The 12,402-nt window shown below is 40.9% G+C and carries 10 protein-coding genes and 1 tRNA gene; 5 read left to right on the forward strand and 6 right to left on the reverse strand.

Annotated features, from left to right (window positions below; genetic code table 11):
• Positions 1 to 169 precede the first annotated feature (169 nt).
• Positions 170 to 1,177, forward strand: coding sequence for a porphobilinogen synthase (gene hemB / locus AAEY75_RS12785; protein WP_197099950.1), 1,008 nt, complete (start codon positions 170 to 172; stop codon positions 1,175 to 1,177).
• A gap of 197 nt (positions 1,178 to 1,374) precedes the next feature.
• On the opposite strand, the gene AAEY75_RS12790 is transcribed toward hemB, so the two are convergent.
• Positions 1,375 to 2,352, reverse strand: coding sequence for a glutathione S-transferase family protein (locus tag AAEY75_RS12790; RefSeq protein WP_352259741.1), 978 nt, complete (start codon positions 2,350 to 2,352; stop codon positions 1,375 to 1,377).
• Between the two features lie 300 nt (positions 2,353 to 2,652).
• On the opposite strand from AAEY75_RS12790, the gene AAEY75_RS12795 reads away from it, so the two are divergent.
• Positions 2,653 to 2,729 (forward strand) — tRNA-Val (locus AAEY75_RS12795).
• A 241-nt stretch (positions 2,730 to 2,970) separates the two neighbouring features.
• On the opposite strand, the gene AAEY75_RS12800 is transcribed toward AAEY75_RS12795, so the two are convergent.
• A complete protein-coding gene (locus AAEY75_RS12800) occupies positions 2,971 to 3,195 on the reverse strand; it encodes a helix-turn-helix domain-containing protein (RefSeq protein ID WP_110922585.1) in 225 nt (74 codons plus the stop codon).
• 150 nt (positions 3,196 to 3,345) lie between these two features.
• Between AAEY75_RS12800 and AAEY75_RS12805 the strand changes: the two genes are divergently transcribed.
• From AAEY75_RS12805 to AAEY75_RS12815, 3 genes are read left to right on the forward strand one after another with little or no spacing between them, the layout of a single operon-like run.
• Positions 3,346 to 3,561, forward strand: a complete 216-nt coding sequence (locus tag AAEY75_RS12805; protein WP_045447035.1) for a hypothetical protein — start codon at positions 3,346 to 3,348, stop codon at positions 3,559 to 3,561.
• An 11-nt stretch (positions 3,562 to 3,572) separates the two neighbouring features.
• Positions 3,573 to 4,775 (forward strand): Arm DNA-binding domain-containing protein, encoded by a 1,203-nt coding sequence (locus AAEY75_RS12810; RefSeq protein ID WP_352259742.1) that lies wholly within the window; start codon positions 3,573 to 3,575, stop codon positions 4,773 to 4,775.
• Entirely contained in the window at positions 4,772 to 5,062 is a 291-nt protein-coding gene (locus tag AAEY75_RS12815; protein ID WP_352259743.1) for a hypothetical protein, read from the forward strand. The genes AAEY75_RS12810 and AAEY75_RS12815 overlap by 4 nt, the downstream gene beginning before the upstream one ends.
• An 826-nt stretch (positions 5,063 to 5,888) precedes the next feature.
• Here the strand turns inward: AAEY75_RS12815 and AAEY75_RS12820 are convergent.
• The 4 genes from AAEY75_RS12820 to AAEY75_RS12835 all read right to left on the reverse strand — a co-directional run bounded on the left by AAEY75_RS12820 (position 5,889) and on the right by AAEY75_RS12835 (position 12,386).
• Entirely contained in the window at positions 5,889 to 7,109 is a 1,221-nt protein-coding gene (locus AAEY75_RS12820; RefSeq protein WP_201584307.1) for a DUF819 family protein, read from the reverse strand.
• Positions 7,110 to 7,165: 56 nt separating this feature from the next.
• Positions 7,166 to 7,864: a M15 family metallopeptidase gene (locus tag AAEY75_RS12825; RefSeq protein WP_352259744.1), complete on the reverse strand. Its 699-nt coding sequence runs from the start codon at positions 7,862 to 7,864 to the stop codon at positions 7,166 to 7,168.
• 357 nt (positions 7,865 to 8,221) lie between these two features.
• Entirely contained in the window at positions 8,222 to 9,046 is an 825-nt protein-coding gene (locus AAEY75_RS12830) for a M48 family metallopeptidase (protein WP_352259745.1), read from the reverse strand.
• 28 nt (positions 9,047 to 9,074) lie between these two features.
• Positions 9,075 to 12,386, reverse strand: coding sequence for a type I restriction endonuclease subunit R (locus AAEY75_RS12835; protein WP_352259746.1), 3,312 nt, complete (start codon positions 12,384 to 12,386; stop codon positions 9,075 to 9,077).
• Positions 12,387 to 12,402 lie beyond the last annotated feature (16 nt).

A 12,402-nucleotide genomic window follows, 5' to 3' on the forward strand; every position in this document is an offset into this window, starting at 1 on the left:
AATGCAGTAATACTTATATAATGATATGACTATAGTGACATTTTATCGAACACACTGTTGCCTATATGAATTCTATAAAAAATTGGACTGCTTTATAAAGCAGATCTAACAGAGCCTGACGCAGTTAACATCCGAATAACCCTGATTGTAATTAAAATAAGGAATTATGATGACTTATACTTTTAATCGCCAATACCCTGCTACTCGCTTGCGCCGTCTACGTTATAACGATAACGTGCGAGCGATGATTCGTGAAGTTGAACTACATCCTAAGCATTTCATCGCTCCCGTCTTTGTATTAGAAGGCGAAAACCAGCGCGAAACAATTGCGAGCATGCCAGGTGTCGAGCGCCTATCCATTGACCTACTGATTAAATATGCCAAAGAACTATTGGCAGAAGGTGTTACGACCATCGATATCTTCCCTGTGATTGATAACTCACTAAAGACACCGGATGGCAGATCAGCATATGACGAAAATGCCCTGACAGCACGTACGGTAAAAGCGGTGAAAGATGCCGTACCAGAAATGGTGGTCATGACTGATGTGGCGCTAGACCCTTACACCTCACATGGTCAAGATGGTCTGCTCGATGACAGCGGTTATGTGGTCAATGATGCAACTGTCGAAGTATTGGTGAAGCAAGTGTTGGTACATGCACGCGCAGGTGCTGATATTATCTCACCGAGCGATATGATGGATGGCCGTATCAAAGCCATGCGTGATGCCCTAGAATCTGAAGGCTTTGTCAATACCGCTATCATGGCCTACTCGGCTAAATATGCCTCTTCTTATTACGGCCCATTCCGTGATGCCGTCGGCAGTGCGGGCAACCTAAAAGGCGGTCATAAGAAACAGTATCAGATGGATTTTGGCAATCGTGCAGAAGCGTTGCATGAAGTGGCCATGGACATCAATGAAGGTGCTGATATGGTGATGATTAAACCTGGTCAGCCATACTTAGATTTGATTCGTGAAGTTAAAAATACTTTCGGTGTACCAACCTTTGCTTATCAAGTCTCTGGTGAATACGCCATGCACATGGCAGCCATTCAAAACGGCTGGTTGAGTGATGCGGTCATTTTAGAGTCACTGATTGGCTTTCGCCGCGCTGGTGCTGATGGTATCTTGACTTACTTTGCCCTAGAAGCAGCACGTCAGCTAAACAATGCTTAATAATAGTTAAACTACATTTAATCTCACAAAAAAAGCCCCAACTACTATTAAGAAGTTGGGGCTTTTTTTGAATATTTTTTGATAAATATAGTCAAAGAACTCTAAAATGGGTACAAGGCAGCCGACTGCAGATTGTACAAATAGTACATCTAAGGAGGGTAACACCGTAGCGGTTTAGCAGTTCGCTGACTATAAAACTATAGACGTGCACGGTTATGTGGCTCATTAAAATCAATCACTGGCCCAACAGGTACGATACGAGTGGGGTTAATATTGGCATGACTGGTGTAGTAATGCTGCTTGATATGCACCATATTTACTGTCTCTGCAATACCTGGCACTTGGTATAAATCACGCAGATATCCCCATAGACTTGGGTAATCAACGATACGATGCAGATTACATTTAAAATGCCCGACATACACAGCATCAAAACGTACTAAAGTCGTAAACAATCGCCAATCAGCCTCTGTTATGGTATTGCCTACCAAATAGCGCTGACCTGACAGGCGTACCTCTAACGTATCTAGTGCGTCGAATAGTGCGGTCACGGCTTCTTCATAAGCCTCTTGTGTGGTCGAAAACCCTGCTTTATATACACCATTATTTATCGCAGAATAGACAAAGGCATTAATCTCATCAATTTCTGTTAATAACTCGGTCGGTAAAAAATCACCTGCTACAGCACCAACTTCGTCGAAAGCTGAATTAAACATACGGATAATTTCTGACGACTCATTGCTAACGATGGTATTGGTTTTCTTATCCCATAAGATAGGCACCGTGACGCGCCCTGTATAGTCTGGTTTTGCCGCGATATAAATCTCATAGGCATTCGATGCATGGTTCAATGGATCAGCAATAACCCCTTCTCCCGCTGCAAACGTCCAACCATTCTCACCCATAAACGGATGAACGACAGATAAAGAAATTATATCCTCTAAGCCTTTTAGCTTACGATAAATGAGGGTACGATGTGCCCAAGGGCAAGCTAGTGAAACATACAAATGGTAACGATTGGCTTCAGCTTTGAAGCCTCCTACGCCTGATGGCCCTGCACTACCGTCTACCGTGATCCAGCTCCTAAATCCGGCATCTTCACGCTCAAAGCATCCACCGCTAGATTCTGTATCGTACCATTTGTCTTGCCACTGTCCGTCTACCAATAGACCCATATTATCCTCCAACTTGTGCTCGTTTTATTCTTAATGAACACGATTGACTTGAAATCGTTATCATTATCACTAAAGTTAAAGATATATCTTATCAGCTCTACCTCGATAAATAGTAGAGTTTGCAACCCAATTAACAATAAAAACTAAACTTAATTAAATTAGTATTTATTAAAACTAAATAAAATATACTAATAAATACTCAATATCTGAGGCTGTATCAGATATTATGATAATAAGTCATTATTGTTATAGAAAAGACTTGCAAAGTTTGAAAAACTTGCTAAAATGCATGACCTAAATAGGCGTATAGCTCAGTTGGTTAGAGCGCTACCTTGACATGGTAGAGGTCAGCAGTTCGAGTCTGCTTATGCCTACCAAATTTAGAAAGCCCCAATCTCACGATTGGGGCTTTTTTTTGTCCGTGAAATATGGGCTGTAGTGAAAAAGGAAACTATACGTCGATGCAAATTTCCTCTTTTCTCACTTTCCGCAAACGTCATCAAAAAACGTGTGTGCCTAAATTGTGCCTAAGTTGCGCCTGCTCTCTATTTTGCCTTTCTTTCAGAGTCGCACTTTCGACCTCTACCCTAAATTATCTAAAACACTCTCAATATTTATTTACTTCTTTTTATCTAGCGAGTCGTTAGGTACATAAGTAAATAAATCACCTACTTCAATATCTAGTGCCTCACAAATTTTATCCATAGTGTCAAAATCTATTCTTGAAGTCTGTTCGTTATAGATCTTGTGCACTGTCGACTTGCTAATTCCTGTCATTCTTATTAGATCTGCCACCTTCATACGACGTTCAGCTAGTAGCACTGGTAAATTACATAAAATCATTAATAATTCCTTAATAGACTAAAAAAGTACTTGCATCGACTAACGATAACTAGTAAAGTACTTCTATCGAATAACAAATTACTTTTATAGAATTATTTGTTATCTCGATAAAACAACCTAGTTATTTAATTGGCTTACAAGGAATTTATTATGTCACATACCTACCTAACTACCCAAGAGCTTTCTGAGCTCATCAAATATAACCCTCGTACTATCCGTAATGAGCTCAAGGATAGTGTGCTGATCGAAGGCATTCATTATATACGCCCGTTCGGTGGTCGTAAGATTTTGTACATTTGGGAGGAGATTGAAAAAGATATGCGCACTGGCATCGCCGGTAGTATCAACGCCATGGCACTACAATAAGGAGAAATAGAATGGCTAGTATTAGAACCCGCAGAGGTAGCAATATGCTATTCGTCGATTTTTATTATATGGGTATACGCTGTCGGGAGACGACAAACCTGACGGACACGCCAGCGAATCGCAAAAAGCTTGAAAAAGTGATTGAGAAAATGGAAGCAGAAATCATCCTAGGTTTATTCAACTACGCTAAGTACTTTCCAAAAAGTGATAAAGCGGCAGAAATGGTAGCGTTGAACGATCGCAAGGAATGTATTAATACGAATACACCTTCCTTTGAGCAGTTTGCAAAATTATGGTTTTCTGAAAAAGAAATTGAATGGCGTGATACTTATAAGCGCAAAATAAAGGAGATTATCGATATGTACTTGATTGTTAAGTTTGGGACTAAGCCCATTCATCTCATAAAAAAGACAGATGTATTAGCCTTCCGTTCATCGCTCGCCAAAGTAACGTACGGAAAAGCTAACAAACATCTGTCAGCGGCACGCATCAATTCGATCATGGTACCTTTAGGTATGATACTAAAAGAAGCGGCTAAACGCTATCAGTTTGACAGCCCTTATTACGATATCAATGCGCTCAAGCAGCCTAAAACGGATATTCAACCATTCACACTGAATGAGGTTTGGACGTTTATTAATGGTGTGAGAGCAGACTATCGCAATTATTATCTGGTACGTTTTTTCACAGGGATGCGTACGAGTGAGATTGATGGGTTGACGTGGGAGAACATTGACTTTGATCGACGTGAGATTGTGATCAAACAAGCTTATGTTAAAGGCAAAATTGTTCCTCCTAAGACTCAGGAGTCTTACCGTGCAATTCAAATGTCACCTTGGGTCTATGATGCTCTAAAAGAACAGCAAACGATTACTTATGGACGCTCTGATTATGTGTTTTGCGCGCATACAGGTGAACCACTTGATTACAACAACGTGAATAAGCGTGTTTGGCATCCTACTCTTAAGATTTTGGGTCTCAAGAAGCGCAATGCTTATCAGAGCCGTCATACCGCAGCAACGCTATGGCTAGCTGCTGGCGAAAGTCCTGAGTGGATTGCCAGCCAAATGGGACACTCTACGACTAAGATGCTATTCAATACTTATAGCCGCTATGTGCCAAATATGACACGCCAAGATGGCAGTGCATTTGAGGCCTTAGTTATGCGTAGTCAGACTGTACAGGCATCTACTGACAAGGGGACGTCACAATGAAAATCATTGATTACGATAAACTGCATGCAACGTTTAAACCTAGTGGCTATGCCAGTAATGACGCAAATAATATAGGTAACCACCTCATTTGTGAGCTCTGTATTCAATCAGGTGCTGGTTTGGCTCGTTTATTAAATGTAGATAGCTGCTTCGATAATCATATGGCAATGCGGGTATGGGTACAGAAGCGCTTAGACGCTAATCCTGATTATATACTTGATGAGATGCGTGGTCAGTTGGAGATTGAGCTTTACAAGCTACTACCACACACTGGCTATGGGTACTAAGGAGAATATTATGAGTATGAACTTCGTCTTTGATTTAGCTCTAGGGAATGCAGAAAAGCGTTTGTGCCATGAGTATTGGTCCTATGTGTCGCCTAGTAATTATATAGCGCATTTGGAACTGCTTTGTTGTGGCCACAACATGGAGATTAATAAGTTGTTTGCTACGCTTACGAAATGTCAGGTTTATTTAGATGACGTACACTGCGAGTACTGTGGTCGTCCCTATCAATTAGATGTTCCAGCAGATATACCTTATGCAAGGAGATTAAACTCTTGGTTTTGTGAGGGATGTATCAGTTTTTCTGGTGGACGGCTTGTCTTAGGTAGGTAGAGCTTCAAATAGTGAGAGATAGCGGTTAGTTTGAAATAGGAAAAATAAAAAAAGCCTCAGCTCGTAAGTTGAGGCTTTTTCAGTTTAGTCAGTTTGGATATATTTTAACTAAAACTTTTATAAGATTACACCTTACAAACTACACTGGCTTCTTTAGCCTTATCATAGAACCCGTAAGCATCTAGTCCTAAAGACTCTACATCATCAAGATATTCTTTTGTATCTTTTTAAGTGGAACTTTCCAATCTGGGATAAAGCCTCATTTGAGGTAGAAACCAAGGGCGTATGTTAACTGTGTGAGGTATGCAGGTACGCCATAACTAAAAAGTTATTCAGAACGCAAATAAAAAGTAAGCCACTAAAAATGGCTTACTTTTTCTTTCTTAGTCTATAGTTCCTGAACAATATATAAAAACGTACAACTGATATGGTTTTTTCTTGTCTAACCTTCAAGATGTCAAAAGTCGACACTGATGGTATTTTCTATTTTAATAACTACATACCAATCTGAGTCACTAGGAAATATACAATAGTGCCTACATAATTTCCGATTACATAGCCTACCGTACCGATAACCAAGATAGGGCCTACTAAGTTAGTCCAACCCTTACTAATAGCTAACGCTGCCGCAGTCGTCGGACCACCAATATTTGCATTACAAGCCAGCACTACTTCTTCAACGCTAAACTTGAACAATTTACCCACACCCATGGTGATCGCTAAATTGACCATAGCAATTATCAAGACAAATACAAACAGCAGTGGTGCTTGAGTCACTATCAAACCAATTGATGCTGGAATACCGATGACTACAAAGAACAAGTAAATGCAGTAAGTACCCAACTCTTGGCTACCATTAAGCTTTTCAAAAGAGCTTTTAAAGATAGAAACTATTATAAACGTGATTGTCGTCAACAAAAGATACTTATCAGTAATCAAACTAATAATAAGGCCAACTACAATATTGTCGCTAGTGCCCAATAGCGCCTGTAAAAATGCTGACAGCTTGAACGAAATTAATACTATTAGCATTGAGGCAGCCAAGCAAATCGCAATATCTTTTAAGGAAATAAGATTGGGCTTCCAGAATGCTTCAGACAATGTACGACTGTTTAACATTTCCGGATTTTTTTCAATTGCATCAGTATGTGGCGAACCCCATATGCGACGTACAATAGGTATTCCAGCCAATCCAATTAATATCAAGAAGTAAAAAGCCATCATCATATTGTCAGCCACAATAGTAGCTGCATTAATGCTTTCACTTGGTGCTAACTTGGCTGACATGGCGGCGTAGTTTACCCCTCCACCACTGTATGACGCTGAAATCATGCCACTTACTTTGTCTAATTCTGGAATGTAATGACGTAGAGCCATAAATGCAAGAATAGTACCAACCATAGTTGCCATAGACGAAGCTAAAAACAACAGTAATAATTTCCAGCTCTCTTTAATAAGAGACTGTATGTTGGTTTTGAACAATAGCAAAGGTATTGCTAGAGGAACGATATAACCCCAAACGATGTCATATGTAGGTGCATCTGTTGGGATGATTTTTAGGTTGGATGCGGCAATGGCAATCAATAGTGCAATGACCGCACCTGGAATTTTACTTGCCCATTTATAACGTTGTTCGATAAAAATAGCAGAGGTTGCTGCGACCATAACAAAAGCCCATAAGGCTAAATGATCATCTGCTTGAATCAATGTTTCCATAATGTCCCTCCTTGAACTTGACATAGATACGTCTCAAAATAGAGAAGTAGTAACCATTAATGGGTTACAGCATCCCAATGAGCGGCGCCATAAACGGCATGATTTTGTTGGTTATAATAGGCCCAAAGTGGATTTCCATAATCAAAATGCCACCATTCAGTGGGTAAGTTGGTGAAACCCACATTACTCATAACTGAATATAACAAGCGTCGGTTTTGACAAGCAGGATGCTCAGGCTGATCTTCATAGAAATGAGTATGTGAGCGTTCTGTAGGTTCATCAAAATCAGCACCCATATCTAGCCACTCACCTGTCTCACGCTCAAACAGAGTGATATCTACAGAGCCCCCTGTTAAATGCGGGCTAATAAAATCTGCTCGCGCGGGCGCAACAAAATCTGATAGAAGCTGTTGTTGCTCACTGACACTAAGATGTGGATACTTAATCTCAATAGTATTACCAACTTCTTCTTGAATGGCTTTTTGCACAGCACGAGAACGCCAAGCATCAAGTACCAAAATACCTAAATGGTCAGGAAGTAAGTTAGCAGCTTGTTGCAATCTCTGGGTAACAGAATGCCTAGCAACACAAATATTGATGGCATGAGGAACATTATGATCAAAATAAATAGGAAATTGCTTTAGGTTTTCAGTATTTGGGATGGTTAGCAATGATTCATTTGATTCAATAATAGGAATATTTTCTATGTTTTTCCAACTATGCTGGGTAGACGTAGGTATGGAAGATATAAGCATTTCATTTCTCGAAATAGTCTGGTAGCTGTTTTTCTAATAGCGCACTGTAAAGATACAGCTGATACTTAGATCAAGTTAACTGGTAATTGCAAAGTAGGGTAAAATGAGCTTTTATGAGATAAAAGGTGAAATCAATCTAACATTTATGATAACTTTCTAAGGGATCTAAAATTATTGTCATCAATCAACGATAAAGACATTTGTTTGTTCTTATACAGCAGGCAAGTATATCAATAATATATATTAGTAACCTAGAGAATGACGGATTATAGAAATTAGAATGCATTTGATGAAAGTCTCGATAGATGAGACTATCTATGATCCTAGAGTAATTGCTGTAGCAGTAGTTACTAATACTCACTCATTCAAATACAGCTCAGCCATCTCATCAAGCCTCGCTTTTACCTCTTTCCAGTTCGGCATTACTTGCATTAGTAACCGCCAGAAATGCTCGCTATGGTTGTGCTCAGCTATATGACACAGCTCATGTAGTATCACGTAATCGATGCATTCCTTTGATGCTTTAACCAAATGAGGATTAAGTATTAGATTACCTTTAGTAGAGCAGCTACCCCACTGCTTCTTCATAACTAACAGTCTGAAAGCTGGCGTATCAGTTACCCACGCTGCTTTAGGTAATACCACCTCTAGGCGTTCTATAAAGATAAGCTTGGCTTTATTCTTATACCATTCATCAATTAGGCTTTTGACGATAGCAGTTCGTTCTTCAATATTTAATGTAGAATCACTTTGAGACAATTCTATATTTAACTTACCGCGACTAAGCTTCACAGTGCTCTGTATTACATTGGCAGTTTCTATATTGGTTATCACTTTTAACACGTAACGACGACCCAGATAAAATTGGGTCTCACCGCTGACATAGCGCTTGAGCAATACATGATCTTGTTGCTTGGCAAAGTCCTGTAGGCTTTGCCATATCCAGCGAGCACGTTTCATCATGGCATCATAAATCATCTCATCGGTAGCATCGACAGGTGCGGTGGCAACCACACGCTGATTAGGATGTACTTTGATGACCACTTTGCGAGGCTTGGTCTTTTCAGTAATTAGCTCATCGCTTCTAGACTTGTTTATCTTTCCTTTATAAGTTACTTCTTTACGCACAACTTCATAATCAATTTTATCTTGACCATAATAAAACACACCATTCTCAGTCATTGCCTACTACCCTCTTGCTACTCTTAGGCTACTTGTCTCTCGAAAGTCCAAGACGGGTAATCTTTAGTACTTCCTCGATGAGCTGTTGCGCTTTATCGATACCCAAATCCATAAATAACATCGGCAGCAATTTGACACTAATAGCATTTTCGATCTCTGCTGGATTAATAGAATACTCAGCCACTGCTGTTTTAACGATATTATCAATCTCAAAGGCGTAAGCGACTAGCTTGTCGTTATCTAGCTCTTTGTCTGCTAAGAAGTCGGCGTCAAATAAATGCTTAAACAGACCAAAATACGCCTGTGCATGTTTGTTTAATTTACCACTATCATCGATAAACGCACTTGGCACATCAGCGACATCACGGTCTTTGACGGCTTGCTCAAAGTCAGCAAACATCATGTACTGCTTTACTGGTGCATCGAACATGGCTTTAGCATCTGCAATCGCTTGCTTGAGCAGTTTAGAAAAATACTCTTGGGCATAAGGATCATCAGCCAGATCTTGCTCAATCATCTTGGTCACCCGACCAGTGATTTTATCCGTTTGGTTACGGGCTTCATCCTCACTCATCGCTTCAGGCTTAACATCCTTACCTAAATTATCGACTAGGTAAATGCCCTTTGCTTCTTTCACTTCAAGCCCTGCGATGTGCTTATCAAGTAAGCTGCGAATATCTGCTTCATACTCATCGTAATCGATGGTTTCATCAGCATCCTCGCGCACTTGCTTGCGTAGATTAACAAAGGCTTTTAGATCGGCTTTGTAGCGATCACGTTTACTATCAAACGACTTATCCTCAAAGAAAGACGCTGATTGCAACGCAATTTTCATGGCGTTAGAAAACTCGGTCAAAGCTGCATAAAAGTCATCTCGCTCTTTTAGCTTGGTATCGACTACCCTACCTTCTATTTCCTGCATTTTTGGTGCAAGTACTTGTCTTAACGCTTGCCCATCCTGTTTGTTCTTCACTGATGAGAAGATAGCCCATAAATCACTATGCAGTCTTGGTAGCTGCTTATACTCGGTATCCATCGCGTTATACAGACCCTCAAGATCTTCGATATCAAAGCCACCTTGCGTACGTTCTGCTAAGTCTTGGTATTTCTCAATGGTGACATCCAGCTCTTTTAAGATGCCACGATAATCAATCAGATAACCAAAGCGTTTCTTTTCATGCAAGCGATTCACACGAGCAATTGCCTGAATCAGGTTGTGCTCTTTTAAAGGCTTGTCTATATATAGTACGGTGTTTTTTGGTTCATCAAAGCCCGTTAGTAGCTTATCGACAACGATCATAATGTCAGGACCATCATCTTGACCAAAGGCTTCTATAATGGCTTTGGTATAGGCTTTTTCGTCACCGCCATACTCTTTGGCGACATTATCTTGCCACCAATTCTGGACGATGTCTTTTGACTCTCCATCAACAGTATCATGCCCTTCACGAGTATCAGGCGGCGACATGGCAACCACTGAGGTCACTTTGCCAATCTTATCCAATGCCATTTTATAGCGGATAGCAGAGGCTTTAGAATCACAAGCTAATTGACCTTTTAGATGCTGCTGTTTAAAGTTTTGGAAGTGATCAGAGATGTCATGAGCGATCAGCTCAATACGACCTTCAACCTGATAGATTTGACCTTTTTGGGAGAACTTACGCTTGAGATCACTCTTCTGATCATCGGTGAGCTTTTGGGTAATGCGGTCAAACCATGCATCGATGGCTTGGTCATTGGTATTCAATTCAGGGATACGCTCTTCGTATAACAGTGGCGTAACCGTTTTGTCTTTTACCGCTTGCTGCATGGTATAAGAGTGAATAATGCTACCGAATTTATTCTCAGTCTTATCATCCTTAAGCAACGGCGTACCAGTAAAGGCAATAAAGGCAGCGTTTGGCAAGGCTTGCGCCATACGGATATTATTCTCACCGTTTTGGCTACGGTGGCCCTCATCGACCATGACGATGATGTTTGGGCTGTCGTTATAGCATTCATCATACTTAACGGCTGAACCAAACTTATTAATAATGGAGAAGATAACGCGTTCATTACCATGCCCGATTTGCTGCGCTAGGCGGCGACCAGAGGTTGCCATGGCATCAGTTTTATCGCGATCACTAAGCACACCACCAGAAGCAAAGGTTTTACTAAGCTGAGTTTCTAGATCAACACGGTCGGTGACGATAATGACACGGCACTTGGCGAGTTCTTCTAACCAAATAAGTGCTTTGGAGAAGAACACCATCGTGAAAGACTTACCACTGCCTGTGGTATGCCAAATCACTCCACCTTGCCGACTACCCTGCTTGTGATTAGAAGTATCGAAACTGCTAATACGCTCAATCAGGGCTTTGATACCAAAGACTTGCTGATAACGAGCAACAATTTTGCCCACCTTTTTATCAAACAAGGTAAACATGCGCGTCATCTCAAGCAGACGCTGTGGCTGCAAAAGACTGATGATTAAGCGGTCTTGGTCAGTGACGGCTAGATCACCGCCATCAATTAATGATTTATATTCCTCTTTAATAGAGACAGGGCGATGGCTAAACAAACTCTCAATCTGCTCATCGCTGAGCGTTTGATTTTTTATGCGGGCAAACTCAGGCTCAGAGATTTCTTCTTCGACCCATTTTGCCCAAAACTTCTCAGGCGTTTTGCACGTTCCGTATAGACCGTCATTACCATTGACCGCCAGTAGTAGTTGGCTATAGGCAAATAAATGTGGGATTTCTTTTGGCTTTTGATTTCGGATATGCTGGGATACCGCTTGAGCATTGGTCGATTGCCACTCTCTACTGGAGTCCGGGCGTTTGGCTTCGATCACTGCTAGCGGTAGACCATTCACAAAGCAGACGATATCAGGTCTACGACTACTCGTACCCTCGCTATTGAGTACTACCAACTCCTCGGTAACGTGAAAGCTATTATTGTCGATGTTATTCCAATCTATCAGAGCGATGGTCTGCGAAGTTTTCTTACCATCGATGAACTCAGTCACGGTCACGCCATAAAGCATAGCGTTATATAGCGCCTCGTTTGCTGCCTGCAGCCCTAAGTTCATCGCTGGGTTTAGCTCGTGCATGATTTTATCTATGGCGCTGTCTGATAGATGATGCGCCTGACCTTCAAATGTAAAGGTTTGCTTGGCTAAAAACGCACGCATGATCGGCAATAAGACGACTTGGTTAGTCGCTTTATTTGAAGCCACTTTTAAGCGCATGGCACTGCATTGACTAGGTGGAATAAACTCATAGCCTAATGTTATCAGCAAGGTTAAGGCAGGGATTTTTGAGGCAAATTCTTCTTGGAAGTTGATGCTGGGGTTGGTCATATTTACCCATTTTAGA

It is taken from the genome of Psychrobacter sp. TB55-MNA-CIBAN-0194 (genome assembly GCF_040309505.1).
Taxonomy (GTDB): Bacteria; Pseudomonadota; Gammaproteobacteria; order Pseudomonadales; family Moraxellaceae; genus Psychrobacter; species Psychrobacter fozii.

What these genes read in the sequence shown, in the direction of transcription:
- hemB (WP_197099950.1), top strand. Translation starts at nt 170, where the DNA reads ATGACTTATACTTTTAATCGCCAATACCCTGCTACTCGCTTGCGCCGT.
- AAEY75_RS12790 (WP_352259741.1), bottom strand. Translation starts at nt 2,352, where the DNA reads ATGGGTCTATTGGTAGACGGACAGTGGCAAGACAAATGGTACGATACA.
- AAEY75_RS12800 (WP_110922585.1), bottom strand. Translation starts at nt 3,195, where the DNA reads ATGATTTTATGTAATTTACCAGTGCTACTAGCTGAACGTCGTATGAAG.
- AAEY75_RS12805 (WP_045447035.1), top strand. Translation starts at nt 3,346, where the DNA reads ATGTCACATACCTACCTAACTACCCAAGAGCTTTCTGAGCTCATCAAA.
- AAEY75_RS12810 (WP_352259742.1), top strand. Translation starts at nt 3,573, where the DNA reads ATGGCTAGTATTAGAACCCGCAGAGGTAGCAATATGCTATTCGTCGAT.
- AAEY75_RS12815 (WP_352259743.1), top strand. Translation starts at nt 4,772, where the DNA reads ATGAAAATCATTGATTACGATAAACTGCATGCAACGTTTAAACCTAGT.
- AAEY75_RS12820 (WP_201584307.1), bottom strand. Translation starts at nt 7,109, where the DNA reads ATGGAAACATTGATTCAAGCAGATGATCATTTAGCCTTATGGGCTTTT.
- AAEY75_RS12825 (WP_352259744.1), bottom strand. Translation starts at nt 7,864, where the DNA reads ATGCTTATATCTTCCATACCTACGTCTACCCAGCATAGTTGGAAAAAC.
- AAEY75_RS12830 (WP_352259745.1), bottom strand. Translation starts at nt 9,046, where the DNA reads ATGACTGAGAATGGTGTGTTTTATTATGGTCAAGATAAAATTGATTAT.
- AAEY75_RS12835 (WP_352259746.1), bottom strand. Translation starts at nt 12,386, where the DNA reads ATGACCAACCCCAGCATCAACTTCCAAGAAGAATTTGCCTCAAAAATC.